Source organism: Streptomyces sp. NPDC050759, from assembly GCF_044456945.1.
Classification (GTDB): Bacteria; Actinomycetota; Actinomycetes; order Streptomycetales; family Streptomycetaceae; genus Streptomyces.
In genome coordinates this window covers 613,546-637,168 of sequence record NZ_JBITGI010000004.1, presented here as the reverse complement: position 1 = coordinate 637,168, position 23,623 = coordinate 613,546, and the positions used below count along the sequence as shown (strand labels likewise).

The window sequence follows — 23,623 nt, the reverse complement described above, 5'->3', positions numbered from 1 at the left end:
CGCGGATCGTTTCGGTGCGGGGGTGCCCCCGCACCGCGTCGGAAGCCTTGCCATCGCCTTGAAGAAACCTTGCAGCCCTGGTGAGGGTCCGTCCGGGGCGGGACGACGGCGAAATCCGGTTGACCCGGCTCGTCCGCCGGGCGCTCAATACACGGCATGGCCGACATCCAGGGCACGTACGACGATCTGTTCTCCGCCGTCCCCAACAAGCTGGCAGCGCTGCTGGACGAGGGGGATGTCGGCGGATCCGTGGCCGTCTTCGTGGGCGGTGAACCGGTGGTGGACGTCTGGGGCGGCTTCGCCGACGCCGACCGGACGGCCCCCTGGGAGCAGGACACGATCACCAACGTCTTCTCCACGACCAAGACGATGACGGCACTGTGCGCCCTGATCCTCGCCGACCGCGGCGAACTCGACGTGGACGCCCCGGTCGCCCGGTACTGGCCGGAGTTCGCCGCGGCCGGCAAGGAGAAGGTGCTGGTACGGCATCTGCTCTCGCACACCGCGGGACTGCCCCACTGGGAGGGCCCGGTCAAGGAGCTCTACGACTGGCCGGCCGCCACCGCACGGCTCGCCGCCCAGTCGCTGCTCTGGGAGCCCGGCACCGCGGCCGGCTACCACTCGCTCACCCAGGGATTCCTGGTGGGGGAGGTCCTGCGCCGGATCACCGGCCGCACCGTGGGTGAGTTCCTCGCCCAGGAAGTGACGGGGCCGCTCGGCGCCGACTTCCACATCGGACTCTCCGCCGAACACGATCACCGGGTCGCGCTCACCATCCCCCCGCCCGGCCGGGACGACGACTACACCGCGGGCGCCGCCACCCCCGGCCCCGACGCGACACCCTCCTCCGCGACCGCCCTGCGCGTCCGGGACGGCAACAGCGTGGCGTGGCGGCGTGCCCAGATCCCCGCCGCCAGCGGGTTCGGCAACGCCCGCTCCATCGCGCTCGTCCAGTCCGTGCTCGCCTGCGAAGGCACGGTCCGGGGCGTACGGCTGCTGTCGGCCGCCGGCGCCGGGCGGGCCCGGGAGGAGCAGTTCAGCGGCGAGGACCGCGTGATCGGCATGACACAGCGCTACGGCCTGGGTTACGGCCTCTTCGGCGCCACCTTCGGCTGGGGCGGCTGGGGCGGCTCCCTCGTCATGATCGACCCCGACGCCCGCATGGTGGTGGCGTACGCGACCAACCAGATGCGTGAACCCGCCGAGGACACCCGGGGATTGGACCTCGTCATGTCCGCCTACGACGGCCTCCAGGGGCTGCGCGGCTGATCGCGGAAAACCCCGTGCGCCGAACCGGCCGGCTCCCTACACTCGCCATGACCAGGGAAGACGAGTGAGGGGAGTACGGCCATGTGCGTGCGCACAGCTGTCGCCGTTCCCCGGACGTCGTACGACGTGATCCTCGTGTCCCCGACCCTCCGGTGCCCGCCGCGCGGCCGGCACCGGACGCCCGTGACGACTTTCTGAACGGTCAAGTACCGCCGTAGCACGCATATGTGACGTGCCGCCATGTCGTCGTAGGGGCCATCGCGCAGCCCTGTCATCACACCACGCGAAAGGCCATGGGCCGTGCGCACCACCACCAACCCCAACCCGCTCGCCGCCGTCCGCAACCTCGGCATCCTCGCCCACGTCGACGCGGGCAAGACCACCGTCACCGAGCGGATCCTGTTCGCCACCGGAACCACGCACAAGCGCGGCGAGGTCCACGACGGCACCACCGTCACCGACTTCGACCCGCAGGAGCGGGACCGCGGGATCACCATCTTCGCGGCGGCCGTGAGCTGCGCGTGGGACGGACATCGCCTCAACCTGATCGACACCCCGGGGCATGTCGACTTCGCCGACGAGGTGGAGCGCTCGCTCCGGGTGCTGGACGGCGCGGTCGCCGTCTTCGACGCGGTCGCGGGCGTGGAGCCGCAGAGCGAGTCGGTGTGGCGGCAGGCGGACCGGCACGGTGTGCCGAGGATCGCGTTCGTCAACAAGCTGGACCGCGCGGGCGCCGACCTGGACGCGGCCGTCGAGTCGATCCGGAGCCGGCTGCATCCGGCTCCGCTGGTCGTGCAGTTGCCCATCGGCAGCGAGGACGGCTTCACCGGAGTCGTCGATCTGCTGAGGATGCGGGCACTGACCTGGGCGGACGACACCACCGCCGTCGACGAGGGGCCCGTCCCGGACGGTCTGCGTGAGGAGGCCCTACGGCGACGGCGGCTCCTGGAGGAAGCGGTCGCCGAACGCCACCCGGCCGCTCTGGAGGAGTTCTGCGACCGGGAGACCCTCTCCGCCGGTACCCTCACCGCCGCGCTGCGGGACCTCACCCACAGCGGCGACGGCGTGGTCGTCCTGTGCGGCTCGGCCTACCGCAACCGCGGTGTCGAACCGCTGCTGGACGCCGTCGTGGCGTATCTGCCGTCGCCGCTCGACGTACCCGCCGTACGCGGTGAGCACGGCGAGGAGCGGCCCTGCGACCCGGCGGCGCCCTTCGTGGCGCTGGCGTTCAAGGTGAACGCCACCCCGACGGGACGGCTGACGTACGTACGCGTGTACTCGGGAACGATCGAGAAGGGAGCCACCGTGTGGGACGCGCGTGCGCGGCGCAGCGAGCGCATCGGGCGGATCCTGCGCGTACAGGCCGACCGGCACGCCCCGTTGGAACGGGCGGTCGCCGGCGACATCGTCGCCGTCGTCGGGCTGAAGTCGGCCCGCGCCGGCTCGACCCTGTGCGCGCCGGACGCCCCGCTCGTGCTCGAACCGCCCGGCGTGGCGGAGCCGGTCGTGTCGGTGGCGGTCGAGGCGGAGCGGTCCGTCGACACCGACCGGTTGGCCTCGGCGCTCGCCCGACTGGCCGATGAGGACCCGTCGCTCGTCGTCCGCACGGACGCCGAGACCGGTCAGACCCTGCTCTCGGGCATGGGTGAACTGCATCTGGAGGTCGCTGTGGAGAAGGTGCGGCGCGAGCACGGCCTGACGCTCAATGTCGGCCGCCCGAGGGTGAGTTACCGCGAGACGGTTGGACGAGGCGTGTCCGGCCTTGTCTTCCGGCACGTCAAACAGGACGGCGGGGCCGGGCAGTTCGCGCATGTCGTGCTTGACGTGGAGCCGTCGGCGGAGGGTTTCGAGTTCCGCTCGGCCGTCGTCGGCGGGCGGGTCCCGCAGGAGTACGTCCGCGCGGTCGAGGCGGGCTGCCGGGACGCGCTGGCCGAGGGCCCCCTTGGCGGGCACCCGGTGACCGGGCTGCGCGTCACCCTCACCGACGGTTCGACCCATGTGAAGGACTCCTCGGACACGGCCTTCCGCACGGCGGGCCGGTTCGGCCTCCGAGAGGCCCTGCGCGCCTGCGCCATGGTCCTCCTGGAACCGGTCGTCGAGGTCACGGTCACCGTCCCCGAGGACGCCGTCGGCGCAGTGCTCGGCGACCTCGCCGCACGCCGCGGCCGGGTCTCCGGCTCGCTCACACGCGGCGCCTCGGCGATCGTCACGGCGACCGTGCCGCTGGCCGAACTCTTCGGCTACGCGACGAGGTTGCGCAGCCGAACCCAGGGCCGCGGCACCTTCACGGCCCGGCCGACGGGGTATGCGGCGGCGCCGGCGGTGACAACGGCACGGTGACGGCCGGGACGGAAGTCCCGTGACCGCAGGGTCGTAGGGCGGCCCGCACTCCAGCCCTACGACCCCTCCACCGGAACTCACCCTCGTCGTCACCAGGAGGCCGGAGGTGAGGTGCGGGTGACCACGGCAGGAAGCCGCCCGCTTTCGATCACCTTCCGTGGGAGCGACAGCCCGAAGTGCTCACCGATGACCCTCAACACCCGGCGCTTCTCTTCGACAGGTGCCAGCTCCTCGTCTGCACCCAGCAGGTCGTCCATGTCGTCCTCCGGTGGAATGACTCCGGCCGCCTCAAGTGCCGGGCGCAGCAGGTCGGGCTGGGCTCCGGCGGGGTGGTACCCGAATCCCAACTCGAAGTGCAGCTGCACCTCGCCGTCGGCCAGGTACCTGAAAAAGGAGGGCGGATTGTCCGGCTGTGGGTCGAAGATCAATACCTCGGCGCCCCGGGACGTTGCAGGGTCCAGGGCCCAGCCCTCACTGCCCACGCACTCCACGATGAACGACCAGTCGCCGCTTTGGCCGATGCGGCCGACGCAGTAGATCTGCGTGAGGTCGACCATGCGGTGCGCTTCCTGGGCGGTGAGGGCAGGCCCGATGTCGACAGGTTCATGGTCGGCCATGCGTTCGGCCAGCTGCTGAGGGCTGAGGCCACGGGCGCAGGTGACGTACAGGTCGGTGGCGCTCGGGCTCGTGCCGCGCCAGGCATCGGCGATCCACGCGAGGCCGTCAGGCATTGCGGTTCCTTCCTTCCGTACACGACGCGGGGCCGTTCGGGCACAGCGAGAACGCAGTGCTGTGCCCGAACGACCGACGACCGGGGGGCTCAGCAGTCCCGGAACTCCGGCGACTGGTTCAGCACCTGCGACCGTACCGACGTGAAGCGGGCGTACGTCTCACCCGTGACCGACTCCGGGCGGAACGCCGCCACCCGGTGGCAGTTCTGGAAGGCCAGGGCCACGCCGAAGTGGCGTTCCAGGCTGCCGCGGATGGCGTCGCTGGCGAGGGCGCGCAGGAGCTGGCCGCGTTCAATCTCGGACGGGGGAGGGGTCTGGTTGTCGGTGAACTCCACCGTGCCGTCGCGCAGTTCGGTGGCCAGGGAGGCGATCAGATCGTAGGCGTAGGGGAGGGAGGTGCGGACCGTGTCCACGAAGTCCTCCTCGCGGATGTGGCCCTGTTCGGCTTCGGCGAGGAGCTTCGGGGAGACGTTGAGAGACATGTGCTGTGGTTCCTGTCTGTTGCTGTGCGGTGGGGGGTCAGATGAGGGAGGCCGGGCCCGGTACGAAGTCCGGGTCCACCTGGGCCGCCAGATCGAGGCCGGTCGCCTCGTTCGCCCAGGAGCGGGCGTTGCGCAGGTGGAACTCGACCGTGTGGCGATGGAGCTGGGACCAGTCGCGGGGCTGGGAGTCGACGGCCTCGCGCAGAATCGTCAGCGCGTGCCGGTTGTGGGGTTCCAGCGAATCCAAGTCGCCTTCTGCGCGGCCCTGTTCCGCGGCGCGTACCCAGGACGAGTGGACCAGGTGGGTCAACAGGTCGTCGCCCACGTGCTCCTTGAGGAAGAGCAGGTCGTCCTCGCCGGTGACCTTGTTGCCGATCACGGCGATCCGGATCCCGAACTCCCGTGCGTAGTCGCGGTACTGGCGGTAGACCGAGACGCCCTTCCGGGTGGGTTCGGCCACCAGGAAGGTCACGTCGAAGCGGGTGAACAGGCCCGAGGCGAACGCGTCCGCGCCGGCCGTCATGTCGACCACGACGTACTCGCCGGCGCCGTCGACCAGGTGATTGAGGTACAGCTCCACCCCGCCCAGCTTGGAGTGGTAGCAGGCCACACCCAGGTCGCTCTCGTCGAACTCGCCCGTCGCCATCAGCGGGACGTCACCCACCCGCCGGACGTGTCTGGCGTGCAGTTCGTCATCGCCGAGCAGCCGAAGCAGACGTGAGCCGCGGCCCGGCGGGGTCGTCTTGATCATCGCCTCGCGGGAGGCGATGCGCGGGTTGCTGCCCCGCAGATAGTCCTTGATGTCGGCCACGTGCGCGCCCAGCGGAGGGGCACCCAGGTCGTCGCCGTCGTGGCCCAGCGCCTCGGCGAGATGCTGGTTGATGTCACCGTCCACGGCCAGCACCGGTGCGCCGGAACGGGCCAGATGGCGGGAGAAGAGCGCCGACAGCGTGGTCTTGCCGCTGCCGCCCTTGCCGACGAACGCGATGCGCACTACCGCTCCATCTTTTTGAAAATGGATGTCATGTCGGTAGGTTCTATGGCGTCCATTCGATCACTGTCAAATCGCCCCGCGATCAAGCCGGAAAGGCTTAATGCATATGATGTGCAAGTGCGCACTTACAGCATCAGGGCCGCGGGCCCGGACGACCTCGACGGTGCGCGAGCCGTGATGCTCGACACCGTCTACCGCGACTTCGCTACCGGCTACGTGCCCCGCTGGCACGGCGACATCATCGACCCGGCCGCCGCCTATCTCGTCCCGGCCCGCCACACCCTCCTCGTCGCCTTCGAGCCGGAGGACCAGACCGTCGTGGCCACCGCCGCCCTCGACTCCCGCGGCCCCGCCCACCCGCCGAACCCGCGCGAGCTGGCCGAGCGCTACCCCTCCGGCGAGACCGCCCAGCTGCGCCGCGTGTACGTCCGCCCCGAGCACCGCAGGCGCGGCCTCGCCCGCCGCCTGGTCGACGGGCTGCTCGCCTTCGCGGCCGCCGACGGCGGCTATCGCTCGGTGTATCTGCACACCGACCCGGCGGTCCCCGGCGCCGAACCCTTCTGGCGCACGATCGGCAAGGTCGTGCACGACGAACGCGAGACCACGGGCGGTGCGAGCAACGTCGTCCACTTCGAGATATCGATGGGGCGATAGGCCAACCATGCGACGCCGTCACCTCCTTGGCTCCCTGCTGCTCGCTCCCGTCCTCACCGCCTGCTTCGCCTCCTCCGGCGGCGATTCGTCCGACAAGGGGGGCAACGGCTCCCGCCTCCGCGTCGCCCTCGCCTTCCCGCCCGCCGAGAACCTCTCTCCGTACGGTGCCGACGCGACCCTCCTCAGCCGCCTCGGCGTCACCGAGGGCCTGACCGCCCTGGACGCCAACGGCGCCGCCGCTCCCGCGCTCGCCGAGTCCTGGCGCCGCGAGAACGACCGCACCTGGCTGTTCACCCTGCGCGAGGCCACCTTCCAGGACGGTTCCGAGGTCACCCCGGCCGCGGTCGCCGCCGCCCTCACCCACGCCACCGAGGCCAGGCCCGCCCCGGCCGCCCTCTCCGGCGTCACCCTCACGGTCAAGGCGCAGAGCACCGCCGTACGGATCACCACCACGAACCCCGACCCCGTCCTGCCCCTGCGCCTGTCCAGTCCCAGCCTCGCCGTGCTCTCCCCGAAGGCCTACAAGGACGGCGCCGATCCCGTCGGCACCGCGACCGGGCCCTTCGAGCTCACCAAGGTCAACGGCTCCACCTCCGCCGCCCTCGACCGCTTCGACGACTACTGGGGCGGCCGCGCCCAGGCCGCCGGCATCGACGCCCGCTTCATCGCCGACGGCACCGCCCGCGCCAACGCCGTGCGCACCGGTCAGGTCGACATCGCCGAGGCGATCCCCGTCGCCCAGGCCGCCACCCTCGACCAGGCCACCCTCGAGGGGACCGCGACCACCCGCACCACGAGCCTGCAGCTCAACACCCGGTCCGGTCCCTTCAAGGACCCGAAGCTGCGCGCCGCCGCCCGCGAGGCCGTCGACAGCTCCGCCGTCGTCAGGGGCGTCTTCGAGGGGTACGCCGATCCCGGCGCCGGCATCTACGGACCGGCCGTGACCTGGGCCGAGGGCAAGCGCGTACCGCCCACCGGACGCGCGGGCGCCGCCAAGCCGAACGGCACCGCCGTCACCCTCGCCACCTACGACAACCGGCCCGAACTCCCCGAGGTCGCGCAGATCCTCCAACAGCAGCTCCAGAAGGCCGGGTTCAAGGTCACCCTGGAGGTGCGCGAGTACTCACGGCTCGAAAGCGACGCGCTCGACGGGAAGTTCGACGCGTTCGTCGGCGCCCGCAACAGCCTCGTCGACACCGGCGACCCCGTCGGCGTCCTGGCGAGCGACTACACCTGCGACGGCGGCTACAACCTCGCCCGGCTGTGCGACAGGAAGGCCGACCGGGCGGTCGCCGAGGCCGACGCCGTGGCCGACACCGGGGAGCGGCAGGACGCGGCCATGCGCGCCGAAGCGGTGATCCTCGGCGCCGACGCCGTGGTCCCGCTGGCCCACCAGCGGATCATCGTCGGCGTCGCCGCCGGCGTGCGGGGCGTGCTCCTCGACCCGTACGAGCGGACCCTGGTCGGCCCCGGAACGCGACGCTGATCCATGCGGCACCGAACGGCCACCCTGCTGTGGCGGGTCCTGCTCGCGGCGGCCCTGGTGTGCGGGATCGGCCTGCTGCCCTGGCTGTCCCGCACCGACCCGGCGCTCACCGTGCTCAAGGCCCGCTCGGCGGACCGCGACCCGACACCGCGGGTACTGGCCGACATCCGGGCCCAACTCGGCGTGGACAAGGGCCCCTTGCACCTGCTCGGCCAATGGCTCGGCGGGCTGCCCCGCGGGGACGCAGGGCGGTCCTGGCTCAACGGCACGGAGGTCACCCCGAGCGTCGTCCAGGCACTCGGGGTGACCCTGCTGCTGGTCACCGTGGCGCTCGTGATCGCCGCCGCCACCGCCGCCCTGGTGTGCGCCCGCACGCTGTGGCTCGGCGCGCACGGACGCCTCGACGGGCGACGGACCGGGGGCGGGGCCTCGGCGATGCTCGCCGCGCTGCCCGAGTTCCTCACCGCCTCCGTGCTCGCCACCGTCGTCGGCGTACAACTCGGCTGGCTGCCCGCCCTCGGCTGGTACGGCCCCCGGTGGACGGTCCTGCCCGCCCTCGCCCTCGGCCTGCCCGCCGGGGCCGTGCTCGGGCGCCTCCTCGACGACCTGCTGCCCGGTGCCTTCGCCGAACCATGGGCGCCGGCCGCGCAGGCCCGCGGACTGCCGGGCCGCACCATCGCCGCCAAGGCGGTCCGCCGCTGCGTCCCCGCCCTGCTGCCCAACCTGGGCCTGTTCGTCGTCGGCCTCACCGCCGGTTCCGTCGCCGTGGAGCAGATCTACGACATCCCGGGCCTCGGCCGGACCACCTTGCAGGCCGCCCTCGCACAGGACCTGCCCGTACTCCAGGCGGGCACCCTCGCCCTCCTGCTCCTCGCGGTCACCGCCACCGGCCTCGCGGCACTCGCCGTCCGCCTCCTGGCCGGCCGTGTCCTGCGCGACGGCGCCCTGGGCTCCCTGCACCGGCCGCGCCGGTCCACCCGCAGCACCCTGCCCCTCGTGTACGGCGGCCTCCTGATCGCCGTCATCGCGCTCGGCCTGCTCCGCGACCCGCTCGCCCTGGACACCGAAGCCCGGCTCCAAAGTCCCTCCTGGACCCACCCGTTCGGCACCGACTCGCTCGGCCGGGACCTGCTCGCCCGGGTCGGCCACGGGGCCCTCGACACCCTGCTGACCGCCCTCGCCGTCAGCGTCACCGCCCTGGTCGTCGGCGTCCTGCTCGGCCTGCTGCCCCGGCTGTCCGGGCCGCTCGTCGACACCGTCAACGCCGTACCGCCGGTGCTCGCCGCGCTGCTCGTGACCGCCGTCGCGGGGAGCGGCGCCGCCACGCCCGCGATCGCCGTGGCCACCGTCTCCTGGGCGGCGCTCGCCGCGCACACCTCCTCGCTGCTCCGGCAGGAACAGGCCACCCTGCATCTGACGGCCACCCGAGATCTGGGCGCGAGCCGCTGGTACCTCCTGCGCCACGAAGTGCTGCCCGCGATCCTGCCGCCCGTCACCCGACACGCCCTGCTGCGCCTGCCCGGTGTCGCCCTGGCCCTCGCCTCCCTCGGCTTCCTCGGCCTGGGCACCCAGCCGCCCTCCCCGGAGTGGGGCCTGCTCCTCACCGAGAACCAGCCCTACGCCGAACGCGCCCCCTGGGCCGTCCTCGCCCCCGCCGCCGCCCTGGCCCTGCTGGGCGCGGCGGCGGTGAGTTCGGGGGGCGGGGTGCGGTGGCCGTCTCGCGTACCCGGGAGTCGGTGAAGGCCGGATGACGTCCATGCCAGTCGATCTGCGGAAGTCAGTCCAGCTTTCCCCGCTGCTACGGCTGCTGATCCTCACCCAACTCGCCTTCAACGTCGGCTTCTTCGCCGTGCTGCCCTTCCTGTCCGAACACCTGGGGCAGGCCGTCGGCATGGCGGGCTGGCTGGTCGGGTTCGTGCTGGGACTGAGGACCTTCAGTCAGCAGGGGCTGTTCGTGGTGGGCGGGGCGCTCGCCGATCGGTACGGGATCCGGCCGGTCGTCCTGGCCGGATGTGTGCTGCGGATCGCCGGGTTCGCCTGGCTGGGGTTCGCCGAGCGGACCGGGGCGGTCATCGGGGCCGTCCTGCTCATCGGGTTCGCGGCCGCCTTGTTCTCGCCGGCGGTGGAGTCCGAGGTCGCCCGCCAGGCCGTCCTCCACGAGGAAGCGGGCGGTCGACGCACCCGCGTACTCGCGCTGTTCACCGTCGCCGGGCAGGCCGGGGCGTTCGTGGGGCCGTTGCTCGGCGCGCTGTTGCTGTCGGTGGACTTCCGGACGGTGTGTCTGGCGGGCGCCGGGGTCTTCGTGCTCGTCCTCACCGGGCATGCGTGGATGTTGCCGCAGCGCATTCCGGGGCGGCAACGGGTGCGGCTGAAAGGCGGGTTGGGGGCGCTGGTCCGCAACCGCCGCTTTCTCGCGCTGTGCTGCGCCTACGGTGCCTACCTGCTCGCCTACAACCAGCTGTACGTCGCCCTCCCCGACGAGGTGGAACGCGCGACCGGTTCGCAGTCCGCGCTGGCCTGGCTGTTCGCGCTGTCCTCGCTGCTGGTGGTGGCCGCCCAGCTCCCCGTGACTCGCTGGGTCGGCTCCGGACTGTCGTTGCGCCGGTCCATGGTGGCCGGACTGCTGCTGATCGGCGCGGGGTTCGCGGTCGTCGCCGTCTCCCGTCCCGCCGACTGGACCGGTACGGCGGGCTTGTTGCCCTCGGCCGGGTTCGTCGTCCTGCTCACCTTCGGGCAGATGCTCGTCGCACCCGTGGCCCGGGCCTGGGTCCCGGACCTCGCCGAGAAGGGCCGACTCGGTCTCTACACCGGGGCGTTGTCCTCGGTCTCCGGACTGATCGTGCTGGTCGGCAGCTCCGTCACCGGCTCACTGCTGGACGCCGGACTGCCGGCCGCGGTGCCGTGGCTGGTGCTGGCATTGGTACCGGTCGCGGCGATCGGACTGTTGCCGCGGCGGGAGGAACCAGCCGGCGGCCCGAGGCAGCCCCGCGGGCACCGGTCCTGAGGACGCTGGGGAGGTGGTCGCCCTGCGGCCCCCTACCGAACTTCTCCGACCCGCCAACGCACCACCCCCGAACGCACGGCGTACCCGACCCCGCGAGGAACCCGCCGGGGGCTGAGGTCGCGTCCGGGGACCTGTTGTTGGGTTCAGTGGCCGAGCGAGGGTCCTGTCGGTGGGCTCGGTGGGCTCGGTGGGCTCAGTGGCCGGGCGAGGGACCTGTCGGATGGCTCACATGCTGCGGCCAGAAACCCGTGGGACGGCTCACGTGCTCCGGCTTCGATCCGTCGGACGGCTCATGTGCTCCGGCTTCGATCCGTCGGACGGCTCACGTGCTCCCGCCTCGATCCGTCGGACGGCTTACGTGCTCCCGCCTCGAACCGCCGGACGGCTAACCTGCCCCGCTCCGAACCGCCGGACGGCTCTGTCGTCGTGGCCGCTCGATCCGCCGTGACGCGGAGCTCGCGGAGCTCGCGGCGATAGGGTCCACCCCATGGAGACTCAGGACATCCGGGTGGAGATCGCCCGGGAGGCGGATCAGGAGCTTGTCGACGCCTTCGCGCGGATGCTGCCGCAGTTGTCCTCGACGGCCGAAGCCCTCGACCTCGCGGCGCTCGACCGCATTCTGGCCTGTGACGCCAACACCATGCTGATCGCCAGGTCGTCGGCCGGGTCGGTCGTCGGCACCCTCACCCTGGTCATGTTCCCGGCGCCCGCGGGACTGCGGGCCCGTATCGAGGACGTGATCGTCGATCACGAGGCACGCGGCCAGGGCATCGCCGGACTGCTGATCCGGGAGGCCATCCGGCTCGCCCGGGAGGCCGGGGCCCGTACCGTCGATCTGACCTCCCGCCCGGACCGGGCGGCGGCCAACCGGCTGTACGAGCGGCAGGGGTTCCGGCAGCGGGAGTCGATGGTGTACCGGGTGCCGCTCAGAGGGTGACCCTCTGGCCGGCAGGGCCTCAGGAGGCCACCGCCTCCGGCTCCCGCTCCACCGCCGCGAACTCCAGCTCCAGCAGCTCGCCCACCGCCGCCTGGTCCGCCCGGTGCGTGCGCCACAGCCACAGGACGTCCCGGCCGAACGACCAGACCAGCGTCCCCAGAGCGACGGCCACGACCCCGAAGGTCGCGGTGTGCGGGAGGTATCCGGACGCCGCCACCAGCAGCAGGATTCCCTGCAGCGCGGCCACCGTCTTGCGGGCCATGCTCGGCGGCAGCGGGGCGTTCAGCCAGTTCCAGACGCGGGCCGCGGCGACGAAGCCGTAGCGCATGGCGCCGATCAGCAGGACCCACGGACCCTGCGACATCGAGACGTACACGCTGAGCACCAGGATCAGGAACGCGTCGACCTCCATGTCGAACCGCGCACCCAGCGGCGTCGAGGTGCCCGTCGCGCGGGCGACCTTGCCGTCGACGCCGTCGAGGATCAGGGCCACCGCCGTCAGGCCGACGAAGAGGGTGACCGGTGGGGAGTCCTGGAAGGAGTCCGCGACCAGCGCGGTCACTCCGCCCACCAGGGTCGCCCGGCCGAGGGTCACCCGGTTGGCCGGTCCGAAGGAGCGGGGCCGGGTGCGGTGCAATGCCCTGGAGAGCACGGCCCAGGTGGCGACGGCGAAGGCGAGGCCGGTCAGCCAGCCCGCCGGCCCCATGCCGATCGCCGTGCCGAGCAGGGCCAGCAACAGGATCTGCAGACCCGCTCCCACCGCGGTCTCCTGCTGGACCAGCCTTGCTTCGTAAGTGTTGTTCAGGGCCACCGCACATTCCTCCGGCCAGATGACAGAGTCGATCAAGGCCGCGTACTGTGCGCGGCCTGTGCACATCTCGGTACGTGACGAGGTACGTGCCCGGGTTCCCGATCGTTCAGGAGGTTCTCGATGAAGGCCGCCGCACGCGCGTTCTGGCTCCGCTCTCCGGGCGAGGGCGAGATACGGGAGGTCACCCTTCCGGCCCCGCGTGAGGACGAGGTGCTGGTCCGCTCGCTGTACTCAGGAGTCAGCAGGGGCACGGAGACACTCGTGTTCCGCGGCGGGGTGCCCGAGAGCCAATACGCGACCATGCGGGCACCGTTCCAGGAGGGCGACTTCCCGGGGCCGGTGAAATACGGCTATCTCAGCGTCGGAGTGGTGGAGGAGGGGCCTTCCGCGGTGAAGGGCAGGACCGTCTTCTGTCTCTACCCGCATCAGACGCGGTACGTGGTTCCCGCGAGCGCCGTGACGGTCGTACCGGACGACGTGCCCGCCGAACGGGCCGTCCTCGCCGGCACGGTCGAGACCGCCGTGAACGCCCTCTGGGACGCGGCACCCCTGATCGGCGACCGGATCGCGGTGGTCGGCGGCGGCATGGTCGGCAGCTCGGTCGCCGCGCTGCTGGCCCGTTTTCCGGGCGTCCGGGTCCAGTTGGTGGACGCCGACCCCGCCCGCGCCAAGACCGCTGAGGCCCTCGGCGTCGGCTTCGCGTCCCCCGCGGACGCCCTCGGCGACTGCGACCTCGTCGTCCACGCCAGCGCCACCGAACAGGGCCTCGCCCGTTCCCTGGAACTCCTCAGCGCCGAGGGGACGGTCCTCGAACTGAGCTGGTACGGCGACCGCAAGGTCGCCCTCCCGCTCGGCGAGGCCTTCCACTCCCGGCGGCTCGTCATCCGCAGCAGCCAGGTCGGCACCGTGTCCCCGGCGCGCGGCAACCGCAGCTACGGCGACCGGCTCGCCCTCGCGCTGAAGCTGCTCGCCGATCCGGCGCTCGACGCCCTCATCACGGGGGAAAGCGCGTTCGAAGAACTCCCCGAGGTGATGCCGAAGCTGACCAGTGGGGAAATTCCGGCCCTCTGTCACCTCGTGAGGTACGGAAGAGCGCCTGACCTGAGAAAAGAGTGAGAGACGGCTGAACAAGGGGACGCGAAGGGCCGTACTACACGGCATCCCCCGGCAGGGATCAGCCGGGGACCAGACGCGCCGCACCTGGAGGGTCGTCCGTTGTTCAGCATCACCGTCCGCGATCACATCATGATCGCCCACAGCTTCCGCGGCGAGGTCTTCGGCCCCGCACAGCGTCTGCACGGAGCAACGTTCCTGGTGGACGCCACCTTCCGGCGCGAACAGCTGGACGACGACAACATCGTCGTCGACATCGGACTGGCCACCCAGGAACTCGGTGCGGTCGTCAGCGAGTTGAACTACCGCAACCTCGACAACGAACCCGACTTCGCCGGGGTCAACACCTCGACGGAGTTCCTGGCGAAGGTCATCGCGGACCGGCTCGCCGAGCGCATCGAGAAGGGCGCTCTCGGCGAGGGCGCCAAGGGCCTCGCGGGACTGACCGTCACCCTGCACGAGTCGCATGTCGCCTGGGCGAGTTACGAGCGTGCCCTGTGACCGACATGACCACCGGGCGGACGGGCACGCTGGACTACGTACCCGTCCAGCACTCCACCCTCAAGAAGGCCGAGATCATCCCGATGTCCCTGCGGTCCGTGCACTTCGTGATGCCCGGTGGCGTGGACGACTCGACCGCGCCGAGCGGCGGCAACGCCTACGACCGGCGGGTCTGCCTGGACCTGCCCGGCTTCGGCTGGCAGGTCGAGCGCCACGCGGTGGCCGGCAGCTGGCCCCGACCGGGAGCGGCGGCCCGTACCGAACTGGCCCGCACCCTGCGGGACCTGCCCGACGACACCGTCGTCCTCATCGACGGACTGGTCGCCTGCGGCGTCCCGGAGATCATCGTCCCCGAGGCGGAGCGGCTGCGGCTCGCGGTCCTCGTCCACCTGCCGCTCGGCGACGAGACCGGGCTCGAACCGAACCTCGCCCTCGAACTGGACGCCAGGGAGCGCGAGGTGCTGCGGGCCGTGCCCGCCGTCATCGCCACCAGCGACTGGGCCGTACGGCGACTCGTCTCGCACCACGGCCTCGCCCCCGAGCGGGTCCATGTCGCCACCCCGGGTGCCGACATCGCCCCGCTCGCCTCCGGCACCGACGGTGTCTCCCGGCTGCTGTGCGTGGCCGCCGTGACCCCCCGCAAGGGCCAGCACCGGCTGATCGAGGCACTGGCCGGCGCACAGGACCTGCCGTGGAGCTGCGTGTGCGTCGGCGGGATCACCCAGGATCCCGAGTACGTCGCCAGTCTGCGGATGCTCATCAAGAAGTACGGCCTCCAGGACCGCCTGCACCTCGCGGGACCGCAGGCCGGGGCCGAGCTCGACGCCAGCTACGCCGCGGCCGATCTGCTGGTCCTCGCCTCCTACGCCGAGACCTACGGCATGGCGGTCACCGAGGCCCTCGCGCGCGGCATCCCGGTGCTGGCCACCGACGTCGGCGGACTGCCGGAGGCCGTCGGACGTGCCCCCGACGGCGGCGTGCCCGGCATCCTCGTCCCGCCGGAGGACCCCGCCGCCCTCGCCGCCGAACTGCGCGGCTGGTTCGGCGAGGCGGACGTACGACGCCGGCTGAAGGCGGCTGCCCGGGGCCGGCGGGCCGCCCTGGACGGCTGGGCGACCACGGCCCGCAGCCTGGCCGGAGTACTCGGCCGACTCCCGAGCGAGCCCAGGAGGGCGGCATGAGGAAGACGGCGACCAAGCAGAGTGGGAAGATCCCGGCACAGCCGGGACCGCGGGAGGTGGCGTCCGTGAAGCCCGGAGTTCCTTCCGACGCGGAATCGGTCATCCCCGGTGCCGGTCCCAGCACCCACCCCGGCGAGCGTCCCACCGTACGGCTCAGGGACGCGGGTCCCGACGACGCTCCCCGCTACGCCCCCGAGTGGCTCGAGCTCCGGGAGGGGCCCGACGCGGCCGCGCGGGCGGGCGACCTGCTCGACCCGCTGCGGATCCGGCTGGCGAACCTCCCGGGCAAGGCCGGCCTCGTCATCCACGACCTGGGCTGCGGCACCGGCTCGATGGGCCGCTGGCTGGCGTCCCGCCTGGACGGTCCCCAGCACTGGATCCTGCACGACCGGGACCCTTACCTCCTGCACTTCGCGGCGGTCGCCTCCCCGCGTTCTGCCGCCGACGGCAGCCGGGTCACCGTCGAGACCCGCCGCGGCGACGTCGGTCTGCTCACCCCGGACGCCCTCGCCGGCGCCTCCCTGGTGACGGCCTCCGCGCTCCTCGACGTCCTCACCCGCGAGGAGATCGAGACCCTCGCCACGGCCTGCACGGGCGCCGGCTGCCCGGCCCTGCTCACCCTGTCCGTGGCGGGCCGCGTCGAACTCACCCCGTCCGACCCGCTGGACGAGGAGATCGCCGACGCGTTCAACGCCCACCAGCGGCGCGGCGGACTGCTCGGCCCGGACGCCGTCACCGTCGCCTGCGAGGCGTTCTCCGAACGGGGCGCGACGGTACGGCTGCATCCCAGTGCCTGGCGTCTCGGTCCCGCCGAGTCCGCGCTCACCGCGCAGTGGCTGCGCGGCTGGGTCGGCGCGGCCGTCGAGGAGCGGCCCGAGCTGAAGGAGCCCGCCGAGCGCTACCTCCGGGACCGTCTGGAGGCCTGCCGTGCGGGCGAGTTGAAGGTCGTCGTCCACCACAGCGACCTGCTGGCGCTGTCCCGGCCGACGGGCGGAGCGTCATGAGCGTGGAGACGGTGCGGCCGGACAACGAGCGGAAGGCCCTGCCGGTCCGTAGCACCGACCGGAGCAGGGCGACTCTTCCCGTCCGCAGCCTCCGGCGACCCGCGGAGCCGTCCGAGCCGGGCGCGCTCTCCCGCCGGGCCCTCACCCTTCAGGCCGAGGTGGTCCAGACGCGGGACGAGCTGCTCACGGCGCGGGCCGAGGCGATCGTGGCCCGGGCCCGGATCCTGGAGGCAGCCGGAGAGTCCGTCGCGGACCTGACCGACGCCGCCGTCTCCCGGGACCGGATCGGCGTGATCGTGACCGAGGCGCGGCCCCGGCCCGCCCGGACCCCCCGGTGGCGTACCGCGCTGCGTGGAGTCCTCAACTCCCGTGCGCTGCGCACCCACATCGGCACCGTCGCGGGTGTCACCATCCTCGCGGTCCTGTTGTGGCGCCTCGGCACCGGCGTCTTCCTGGACGGGCTGCGCCGGATCGACGGCCCCGCCCTGTCGGCGGCGCTCGTGATCGGCGTGCTGACCACCGTGTTCAGCGCCTGGCGTTGGCAGTTGGTGGCCCGCGGGCTGCGCATCCGGCTGCCGCTCGGCGAGGCCGTGGCCGACTACTACCGTGCCCTGTTCCTGAACGCGGCCCTGCCCGGCGGTGTCCTCGGCGATGTGCACCGCGCGGTGCGGCACGGGCAGAGCACCGGTGACATGGGCCGCGGCGTACGGGCGGTCGTCCTCGAACGGGTCGCCGGACAGATCGCGTTGGCGGTCGTCGGCGGTGCCGTGCTGCTCACCATGGAGTCCCCGGTGCTGGCCGAGGCCCGCCACCTCGCCCCCGCCGTCGGCCTCGCCGGCCTGGGCGCCCTCGCCGTCGTCGTGGCCCTGCGCATGAACCGGACCCCTTCGTCCCGCCGGGGCCGGCTCCTGCGCGCGACCCTCGCCGAGGCCCGCGAGGGACTGCTGTCCCGCCGCAACTGGCCCGGCGTCGCGCTCTCTTCGGCCGTCGTCCTCGCCGGCCACCTCGGGATGTTCGTGCTCGCCGCCCGCATCGCGGGCTCCGACGCCTCCGTGGCCGCACTGCTGCCCCTGGCCGTGCTCGCCCTGCTCGCCATGGGACTGCCCCTGAACATCGGCGGGTTCGGCCCCCGGGAGGGTGTCACCGCCTGGGCGTTCGCCGCCATGGGCCTCGGCGCCGGCACCGGTCTCGCGACCGCCGTCGTGTACGGGGTGCTCAGCTTCGCGGCGAGCCTGCCGGGCGCGGTCGTCCTGGTCGTCCGCTGGTACCAGGGCCTGCGCCCGGCGAACCGCTACTCCCCGGTGAGCGCCGAGAAATACGTATCGAAGGACGCCGCGAGGCTCTCCAGCAAGGCTTTCCCTTTTTCCGCCGAGCCCAGCGAAGGGCGCCCGATGACACCGGAATCGGTGTAACCGGACATACCGAGGGTGAGGAGATGGCGACGGTCGTCCGCGACGAAATCGGAGGTCTCGTAACCGGATCGGACACTTTCCGGATCGGTGTGCAGAAGAATGGAGGTCTCGATTTCTCCCGCGTGCATGTCGGTGAGCAGCGAGGTGACCACGCCGGCCTCCACACGGGCGGCCTCCCAGTCCTCCGCGGCCGGGAAGAGCGCCATCCGCTCGCCGCGGGCGGAGGCCTCCTGGACGACGTTGCCCAGCACGTAGTTGCCGCCGTGTCCGTTGACCACGACCAGCGCCTCGACGCCCGAGCGGCGCAGCGAGGCCGCGATGTCCCGTACCACCGCATGAAGGGTGACGGAGGAGATGCTGACGGTCCCCGGCCAGGCCGCGTGCTCGTGCGAGCAGGAGATCGTCACCGGGGGGAGGAGGTGCACCGGGTACGCCGCGGCGATCTCCCGCGCGACGGCACAGGCGACGAGCGTGTCGGTCGCCAAGGGGAGGTACGCACCGTGTTGTTCGAAGCTTCCGACCGGAAGGACGGCGACCTGCGTTGAGACGCCCGCCCCCCGCGTCCGTACGTCTTCCGTAGTGTCCGTCGGCAACAGACCGTACGCCGCCGACCGTATTCCCGAACCGCTCATCTTTTCACGGCCTTTCGTCTCTGCTTAGGAAACAGATCATGACAGATAAAGTTGGCGTCCTCGGCAAGAAGGCACCACAGCGCACCGGCGTGGAACGCGTGGTGAATGCCCCGCTGCCCACCGTGTACGGGAAATTCCAGGCGGTCGGCTATCTCGATCACGACCGCGGTGACGAACAGGTCGCCCTCGTCTACGGTGACATCGGCTCGGACGACGTCCTCGTCCGGTTGCATTCCGAGTGCCTGACCGGTGACGCGTTCGGTTCCCAGCACTGCGAGTGCGGCGACCAGCTGGATGCCGCGCTGCGGGCCGTGGTCAAGGAGGGCAGCGGCATCGTCGTCTACCTGCGGGGCCACGAGGGCCGGGGCATCGGACTGCTCGCCAAGCTGCGCGCGATGGCGCTCCAGGCGGAGGGCCTGGACACCGTCGAGGCCAACCTCGCGCTCGGTCTGCCGGTGGACTCCCGTGACTACGGCGTCGCCGCCGGGATCTTCCACGACCTGGGCGTCAACTCGGTCCGCCTGATGTCCAACAATCCGCGCAAGCGTGAGGCGCTGCTGCAGCACGGCATCAAGGTCGCCGAGACGGTGCCGCTGCTCATCACGCCGTGCGAGAGCAACATCACCTATCTGCGCACCAAGCGGGAGCGGCTTGACCACGTCCTGCCCCATCTGGACGCGGTGGCCCACCTGTCCTGATCACCGGACTGGTTCCGGGACGGGAAATCCGGACAGGAAGAGGGAATGACCGACGACGTCCTCTTCCTCTCCGGACCGCAGGTCACGCGCCTGCTCGACACGGACACGGCCATCGCCTCGCAGCGCGCGGCCTTCACCGCGCTCGGCTCCGGGGCGGCCGACCTGCCGGCGAAGATCATGCATCCGAGCCGCTTCGACGACAGCGTGGTCTTCGCGTACGTCTCCCGGCTCTCCGCCGACTCCGGGGCCGTCGCGAAGTTCGGCAGCGTCAATCCGGGCAACGCGGCGGCCGGACTGCCCACGATCCACGCCGTGGTCTCGGTGCTCGACCCGGTGACCGGCCGTCTGACCGCCGTCATGGACGGCGCCGCGGTGACCACCCTGCGCACGGCCGCCGCGAGCGCCGTCGCCGTCGACGCGCTGGCCACGCCCGACAGCACCGACCTGGCCGTGCTGGGCTCCGGCACCCAGGCCCTGGCCCATGTGCGGGCGATCGCCCGGGTGCGGGACCTGACATCCGTACGAGTCTGGAGCCCGACTCCGCGACACCGCGCCCGCGCCGCCGAGACGCTGGCGGAGCTCGGCTTCCCCGCCGCAGCGGTCGGCAGCGCCGAGGAGGCGGTGAGCGGCGCCGCCCTGGTCGCGGCCTGCACGCTGAGCAGGACACCGGTGGTGCACGGGGAGTGGCTCGCGCCCGGGTGCACGGTGGTGAGCGTGGGGTCCTTCGAGCCCACCCGCCGGGAGGTGGACACCGACGTCCTACGGCGATCCGCGGCCGTCGTCGTGGACGACCCGGCGACCGCGGCGGAGCACGCCGGGCCGGTCGTGGACGCGCTCAGGACAGGTCTGCTGACCGATCTCGTCGCGCTCGGCGACGTCCTGACCGGACGAGCCGTGGCCCGGACGGCCCCCGGCGACATCGTCTACTACAACAGCGTCGGCCTCGGCATCCAGGACGCGGCCGCGGCCTGGGCCGTGGTGCGGGCGGCGAAGGGGGAGCGTCGGTGAGCACGCACACGGCCGACGTCGTCGTGATCGGCGGCGGGGTCATGGGCACGAGCATCGCCCGCCACCTGGCGCGCGCGGGCGTACGGGACGTGGTGCTCGTCGAGCGCGACGAACTCGCCTCCGGCTCCACCTCGAAGGCCGCGGGCGGGGTGCGGGCGCAGTTCTCCGACGAGCTCAACATCCGGCTCGGGGCGCGCAGCCTGGAGGCGTTCGGCCGCTTCGAGGAGGAGACGGGGCAGGACATCGGGCTGCACCGGGTCGGCTACCTGTTCCTCCTGTCGACCCCAGAGGAGGTCGCCTCCTTCGAGGAGAGCGTGCGCCTGCAGAACTCCCTCGGCGTCCCGAGCCGCATGACCGACCCGGCCGAGGCGCGCCGGCTGTCCCCCCTCATCACCACCGACGGCCTGCTCGCCGCCGCCTTCTCGCCCGAGGACGGCCACTGCACGCCCGAGTCCGTCGTGTACGGCTACGCCGCCGACGCCCGCCGGCACGGCGCGACCATCCTGCGGCACACCGAGGTCACCGGCATCGAACTGCACGGCGACGACATCACGGGCGTCGTGACGAGCCGGGGCCGGATCGCCACCGACTCGGTGATCTGCGCGGCCGGCGCCTGGTCGCGGGCCGTCGGCGCGATGGTCGGCGTGGACCTGCCGGTCGAGCCGCTGCGCCGCCAGATCGCGGTCACCGAACCGGTCGAGGGGCTGCCGCCCGACCTCCCCATGACCATCGACTTCACCAGCAGCCTCTACTTCCACGGCGAGGGCCCCGGCCTCCTCCTGGGCATGTCCGACCCCGACGAGAGACCCGGCTTCGACACCGCCACCCACGACCGCTGGATCCCCCGCCTCGCCGAGGCCATGGCGCATCGCGCCCCCGCCCTCCTCGACCTGCGCCGCACCGGCGGCTGGGCCGGCCTGTACGAGCTCACCCCCGACCACAACGCCCTGATCGGCGAGGCCACTTCGGTGTCCCGCTTCCTGTACGCGACCGGCTTCTCCGGCCACGGTTTCCTCCAGGGGCCGGCCGTCGGCGAGGTCGTCCGCGACCTGTACCTCGGCCGCGTACCCTTCGTGGACATCAGCCCGCTCAGCGCCGGCCGGTTCGCGGCCGACGCCCCGCGTCCGGAGGCCAACCGCGTATGACCGAGCTTCATCTGTGGCTGCGCCACGAGGTCCGTTCCACTGAGCGACGCACGCCCGTCGTGCCGTCCGACGCCCGGCGGCTCGTCGACAGCGGGGTGACGCTGACCGTCGAGGAGTCCCCGCAACGGATCTTCCCGATCGAGGAGTACGAGGCGGCCGGCTGCCACGTCGCGCCCGCGGGTTCCTGGGCGTCCCGGGCGCCGCTGGACGCCGTGGTCGTAGGCCTGAAGGAACTCCCCGACGAGCCCGCCGCCCTGCCGCACCGGCACGTCTTCTTCGGGCACGCCTACAAGGGGCAGCCGGGCGCCCCGGAACTGCTGCGCCGGTTCGCCGCCGGGGGAGGGGCGCTCCTCGACCTGGAGTACCTGGTCGACGACCACGGCCGCAGGCTCGCCGCCTTCGGCTACTGGGCCGGTTACCTGGGTGCCGCCCTGGCCGTGCTCCAGCACCGGGGCAGGCTGTCCGCGCCCCTCACGCCCACCTCGCAGGAGGAGCTGGCTAAGGCCCTGCGGCCCGCCGCCGGGGACGAGGAGTTCCGGGCGCTGGTGATCGGGGCCCTGGGCCGCAGCGGGCAGGGCGCGCGCGTCGCGCTCCGGGCCGCCGGGGTCGAACCGACCTGCTGGGACCTCGAGGAGACCCGCAGCCTGGACCGACCCGCCCTGCTCGCCCACGACCTGCTCGTGAATTGCGTCCTCGCCACCACCCCCGTCCCGCCCTTCGTCCGGGAGGCGGACCTGGACGACCCGACCCGCCGGTTGCGCACCCTCTCCGACGTCACCTGCGACGTCGGCTCACCCCTGAACGTCCTGCCGGTCTACGACCGCGTCACCGAGTGGGCCGAGCCCGTCCGCCGACTGCACAAGGAACCCCCGCTCGACCTGATCGCCATCGACAACCTGCCGTCCCTGCTCCCGGAGGAGTCCAGCGTCGACTTCTCGGCGGCCCTGCTGCCCCTACTGCTCGACTTCGGGGTCGGCGGCCCCTGGGCGCGCTGTCTGGACCGGTTCCATCAGGCGTGCCGTGAACTCGGCATCGACGAAGGGGAGTTCCGCCGTGTCTGACCTGGTACCCGCGACCGGCACCGTCCACTGGATCGGTGCCGGACTCTCCACCGGCAGCGGCCTGGCCGAACTGTGCGACACCGCCGACCGGGTCCGCCTGTGGCACCGCACCGAGGAGCGTGCCGCCGAGGCCCTCGCGGCCCTGGGGCTCACCGGACGGGCCGAGCCGCGCGCCTACACGCTGTCCGCGCTCGCGGCCGCACTGGCCCCCGGGGACGTCGTCGTGTCGATGCTGCCCGCGCCCGAGCACGCCGGGATCCTCGCCGCCTGCGTGCGCGAAAAGGCCCACTTCGCCTGCTCCAGCTATGTGTCCGACGCCGTTCTCGAACAGGTGCCGGAGGCGGAGAAGTCCGGGATCGTCGTCCTCACCGAGGCGGGCCTCGACCCGGGCATCGACCACCTCTTCGCGCACAGCCTCGTCGCCGGGGCCCGCGGTGTGATCGGCGACGCGACACCGGCGTCGTACAGCCTCACCTCCTACTGCGGCGGTGTCCCCGCCGTCCCGAACGACTTCACGTACCGCTTCAGCTGGGCCCCCGCCGGAGTCCTGAACGCCCTGCGCTCGCCCGCCCGTTACCTCGACAACGGCACCCCGACCACCGCCGACCGCCCCTGGGAGGCGACCCGGCGCCATGTCGTGGACGGCGAGACCTTCGAGGTCTACCCCAACCGCGACAGCGTCCCCTTCATCGAGCAGTACGGACTGCCGGCCGCCTGGACACCGCGGACGTTCGTGCGCGGGACCCTGCGTCTTGACGGCTGGCTGCGCGCCTGGGAGCCGGTCTTCGAGGAGCTGAGGACCGGCGACGACACCCGGATCGCCGCCCTGGCCCAGGAACTGGCGGCCAGGTACCCGACGACGGACGCCGACCGCGACCGGGTCGTCCTCGCCGTCTCCCTCGACGTGCGCGCGAACGACGGCCGCACCTGGTCCGGCGGCTACCTCCTCGACCTGGTGGGTGACGAGGAGGACAGCGCGATGGCCCGCTGCGTCTCCCGCACCCTCGCCCTCGGCACCGGTCACATCCTGGACGGCTCTCTCCCGGCAGGCCTGAACCGGGCAGCGGAGACGGCGGCCCGGTCCGAGCAGTGGCTGCGCGAACTGGCCCGCGCCGGCGTCCCCTTCACGCTCCGGGTCGATCACTAGGCGACCTGGGGCG

General features: G+C 72.3%; 21 protein-coding genes and 1 pseudogene. 17 read left to right on the top strand and 5 right to left on the bottom strand.

What is annotated here, in order from left to right; translation table 11 throughout:
* The first annotated feature begins 156 nt into the window (after positions 1–156).
* Together ACIBJB_RS16460 and fusA are read left to right on the top strand one after the other, a co-directional pair.
* Positions 157–1,269 carry a serine hydrolase domain-containing protein gene (locus tag ACIBJB_RS16460; protein ID WP_398930943.1) on the top strand — a complete coding sequence of 371 codons (1,113 nt, stop codon included), beginning with the start codon at positions 157–159 and terminating at the stop codon, positions 1,267–1,269.
* A 300-nt stretch (positions 1,270–1,569) separates the two neighbouring features.
* Positions 1,570–3,609, top strand: a complete 2,040-nt coding sequence (gene fusA / locus ACIBJB_RS16455) for an elongation factor G (protein WP_398930940.1) — start codon at positions 1,570–1,572, stop codon at positions 3,607–3,609.
* A gap of 89 nt (positions 3,610–3,698) precedes the next feature.
* On the opposite strand, the gene ACIBJB_RS16450 is transcribed toward fusA, so the two are convergent.
* From ACIBJB_RS16450 to ACIBJB_RS16440, 3 genes are all read right to left on the bottom strand, one after another.
* Entirely contained in the window at positions 3,699–4,340 is a 642-nt protein-coding gene (locus ACIBJB_RS16450) for a DUF6461 domain-containing protein (RefSeq protein ID WP_398930938.1), read from the bottom strand.
* An 89-nt stretch (positions 4,341–4,429) separates the two neighbouring features.
* A complete protein-coding gene (locus tag ACIBJB_RS16445) occupies positions 4,430–4,822 on the bottom strand; it encodes an SCO5389 family protein (protein WP_398930936.1) in 393 nt (130 codons plus the stop codon).
* A 37-nt stretch (positions 4,823–4,859) separates the two neighbouring features.
* The gene (locus ACIBJB_RS16440) at positions 4,860–5,816 is read right to left on the bottom strand and encodes an ATP-binding protein (protein ID WP_398930934.1); all 957 of its coding nucleotides are present in this window, start codon (positions 5,814–5,816) and stop codon (positions 4,860–4,862) included.
* A gap of 117 nt (positions 5,817–5,933) precedes the next feature.
* On the opposite strand from ACIBJB_RS16440, the gene ACIBJB_RS16435 reads away from it, so the two are divergent.
* The 5 genes from ACIBJB_RS16435 to ACIBJB_RS16415 all read left to right on the top strand — a co-directional run bounded on the left by ACIBJB_RS16435 (position 5,934) and on the right by ACIBJB_RS16415 (position 11,897).
* Positions 5,934–6,470, top strand: a complete 537-nt coding sequence (locus ACIBJB_RS16435; protein WP_398930932.1) for a GNAT family N-acetyltransferase — start codon at positions 5,934–5,936, stop codon at positions 6,468–6,470.
* A 7-nt stretch (positions 6,471–6,477) separates the two neighbouring features.
* Positions 6,478–7,956 (top strand): ABC transporter substrate-binding protein, encoded by a 1,479-nt coding sequence (locus ACIBJB_RS16430; RefSeq protein ID WP_398930929.1) that lies wholly within the window; start codon positions 6,478–6,480, stop codon positions 7,954–7,956.
* A 3-nt stretch (positions 7,957–7,959) separates the two neighbouring features.
* Entirely contained in the window at positions 7,960–9,696 is a 1,737-nt protein-coding gene (locus tag ACIBJB_RS16425; RefSeq protein ID WP_398930927.1) for an ABC transporter permease subunit, read from the top strand.
* 7 nt (positions 9,697–9,703) lie between these two features.
* On the top strand, positions 9,704–10,960 hold the full coding sequence (locus tag ACIBJB_RS16420) for an MDR family MFS transporter (RefSeq protein ID WP_398930924.1): 1,257 nt from the start codon (positions 9,704–9,706) through the stop codon (positions 10,958–10,960).
* Positions 10,961–11,447: 487 nt separating this feature from the next.
* Positions 11,448–11,897 carry a GNAT family N-acetyltransferase gene (locus tag ACIBJB_RS16415; protein ID WP_398930922.1) on the top strand — a complete coding sequence of 150 codons (450 nt, stop codon included), beginning with the start codon at positions 11,448–11,450 and terminating at the stop codon, positions 11,895–11,897.
* Between the two features lie 19 nt (positions 11,898–11,916).
* On the opposite strand, the gene ACIBJB_RS16410 is transcribed toward ACIBJB_RS16415, so the two are convergent.
* Positions 11,917–12,708: a CDP-alcohol phosphatidyltransferase family protein gene (locus tag ACIBJB_RS16410; protein WP_398931032.1), complete on the bottom strand. Its 792-nt coding sequence runs from the start codon at positions 12,706–12,708 to the stop codon at positions 11,917–11,919.
* 120 nt (positions 12,709–12,828) lie between these two features.
* Here ACIBJB_RS16410 and ACIBJB_RS16405 point away from each other — a divergent pair, with 120 nt between their 5' ends.
* The 5 genes and pseudogenes from ACIBJB_RS16405 to ACIBJB_RS16385 all read left to right on the top strand — a co-directional run.
* On the top strand, positions 12,829–13,824 hold the full coding sequence (locus tag ACIBJB_RS16405; RefSeq protein WP_398930920.1) for a zinc-binding alcohol dehydrogenase: 996 nt from the start codon (positions 12,829–12,831) through the stop codon (positions 13,822–13,824).
* Between the two features lie 99 nt (positions 13,825–13,923).
* Positions 13,924–14,322, top strand: coding sequence for a 6-carboxytetrahydropterin synthase (locus tag ACIBJB_RS16400; RefSeq protein ID WP_020123858.1), 399 nt, complete (start codon positions 13,924–13,926; stop codon positions 14,320–14,322).
* A 5-nt stretch (positions 14,323–14,327) separates the two neighbouring features.
* Positions 14,328–15,503, top strand: coding sequence for a glycosyltransferase family 4 protein (locus ACIBJB_RS16395; RefSeq protein ID WP_398931029.1), 1,176 nt, complete (start codon positions 14,328–14,330; stop codon positions 15,501–15,503).
* On the top strand, positions 15,500–16,507 hold the full coding sequence (locus tag ACIBJB_RS16390; protein ID WP_398930918.1) for a class I SAM-dependent methyltransferase: 1,008 nt from the start codon (positions 15,500–15,502) through the stop codon (positions 16,505–16,507). The genes ACIBJB_RS16395 and ACIBJB_RS16390 overlap by 4 nt, the downstream gene beginning before the upstream one ends.
* Positions 16,504–17,730: pseudogene (locus ACIBJB_RS16385) on the top strand (lysylphosphatidylglycerol synthase transmembrane domain-containing protein); the annotation flags it as partial. The gene ACIBJB_RS16390 and the pseudogene ACIBJB_RS16385, both read left to right, overlap by 4 nt.
* 68 nt (positions 17,731–17,798) lie before the next feature.
* Here ACIBJB_RS16385 and ACIBJB_RS16380 read toward each other — a convergent pair.
* Positions 17,799–18,551 (bottom strand): creatininase family protein, encoded by a 753-nt coding sequence (locus ACIBJB_RS16380; protein ID WP_398930916.1) that lies wholly within the window; start codon positions 18,549–18,551, stop codon positions 17,799–17,801.
* A gap of 38 nt (positions 18,552–18,589) precedes the next feature.
* On the opposite strand from ACIBJB_RS16380, the gene ribA reads away from it, so the two are divergent.
* Genes ribA through ACIBJB_RS16355 form a run of 5 tightly spaced genes read left to right on the top strand, consistent with a single transcriptional unit; the run spans position 18,590 to position 23,610 of the window.
* Positions 18,590–19,249: a GTP cyclohydrolase II gene (ribA, locus tag ACIBJB_RS16375; RefSeq protein ID WP_398930914.1), complete on the top strand. Its 660-nt coding sequence runs from the start codon at positions 18,590–18,592 to the stop codon at positions 19,247–19,249.
* Between the two features lie 45 nt (positions 19,250–19,294).
* On the top strand, positions 19,295–20,257 hold the full coding sequence (locus ACIBJB_RS16370; RefSeq protein WP_398930912.1) for an ornithine cyclodeaminase family protein: 963 nt from the start codon (positions 19,295–19,297) through the stop codon (positions 20,255–20,257).
* Entirely contained in the window at positions 20,254–21,402 is a 1,149-nt protein-coding gene (locus tag ACIBJB_RS16365) for an NAD(P)/FAD-dependent oxidoreductase (RefSeq protein ID WP_398930910.1), read from the top strand. The genes ACIBJB_RS16370 and ACIBJB_RS16365 overlap by 4 nt, the downstream gene beginning before the upstream one ends.
* The gene (locus ACIBJB_RS16360; protein ID WP_398930908.1) at positions 21,399–22,463 is read left to right on the top strand and encodes a saccharopine dehydrogenase; all 1,065 of its coding nucleotides are present in this window, start codon (positions 21,399–21,401) and stop codon (positions 22,461–22,463) included. The genes ACIBJB_RS16365 and ACIBJB_RS16360 overlap by 4 nt, the downstream gene beginning before the upstream one ends.
* The gene (locus ACIBJB_RS16355; protein WP_398930906.1) at positions 22,456–23,610 is read left to right on the top strand and encodes a saccharopine dehydrogenase family protein; all 1,155 of its coding nucleotides are present in this window, start codon (positions 22,456–22,458) and stop codon (positions 23,608–23,610) included. Before ACIBJB_RS16360 ends, ACIBJB_RS16355 begins: the two co-directional genes overlap by 8 nt.
* Positions 23,611–23,623 lie beyond the last annotated feature (13 nt).

Coding starts and splice junctions, on each gene's coding strand:
- ACIBJB_RS16460 (WP_398930943.1), top strand. CDS start 157: ATGGCCGACATCCAGGGCACGTACGACGATCTGTTCTCCGCCGTCCCC.
- ACIBJB_RS16395 (WP_398931029.1), top strand. CDS start 14,328: ATGACCACCGGGCGGACGGGCACGCTGGACTACGTACCCGTCCAGCAC.
- ACIBJB_RS16390 (WP_398930918.1), top strand. CDS start 15,500: ATGAGGAAGACGGCGACCAAGCAGAGTGGGAAGATCCCGGCACAGCCG.
- ACIBJB_RS16370 (WP_398930912.1), top strand. CDS start 19,295: ATGACCGACGACGTCCTCTTCCTCTCCGGACCGCAGGTCACGCGCCTG.
- ACIBJB_RS16360 (WP_398930908.1), top strand. CDS start 21,399: ATGACCGAGCTTCATCTGTGGCTGCGCCACGAGGTCCGTTCCACTGAG.
- ribA (WP_398930914.1), top strand. CDS start 18,590: ATGACAGATAAAGTTGGCGTCCTCGGCAAGAAGGCACCACAGCGCACC.
- ACIBJB_RS16430 (WP_398930929.1), top strand. CDS start 6,478: ATGCGACGCCGTCACCTCCTTGGCTCCCTGCTGCTCGCTCCCGTCCTC.
- ACIBJB_RS16450 (WP_398930938.1), bottom strand. CDS start 4,340: ATGCCTGACGGCCTCGCGTGGATCGCCGATGCCTGGCGCGGCACGAGC.
- ACIBJB_RS16445 (WP_398930936.1), bottom strand. CDS start 4,822: ATGTCTCTCAACGTCTCCCCGAAGCTCCTCGCCGAAGCCGAACAGGGC.
- ACIBJB_RS16420 (WP_398930924.1), top strand. CDS start 9,704: ATGACGTCCATGCCAGTCGATCTGCGGAAGTCAGTCCAGCTTTCCCCG.
- ACIBJB_RS16380 (WP_398930916.1), bottom strand. CDS start 18,551: ATGAGCGGTTCGGGAATACGGTCGGCGGCGTACGGTCTGTTGCCGACG.
- ACIBJB_RS16425 (WP_398930927.1), top strand. CDS start 7,960: ATGCGGCACCGAACGGCCACCCTGCTGTGGCGGGTCCTGCTCGCGGCG.
- ACIBJB_RS16415 (WP_398930922.1), top strand. CDS start 11,448: ATGGAGACTCAGGACATCCGGGTGGAGATCGCCCGGGAGGCGGATCAG.
- ACIBJB_RS16405 (WP_398930920.1), top strand. CDS start 12,829: ATGAAGGCCGCCGCACGCGCGTTCTGGCTCCGCTCTCCGGGCGAGGGC.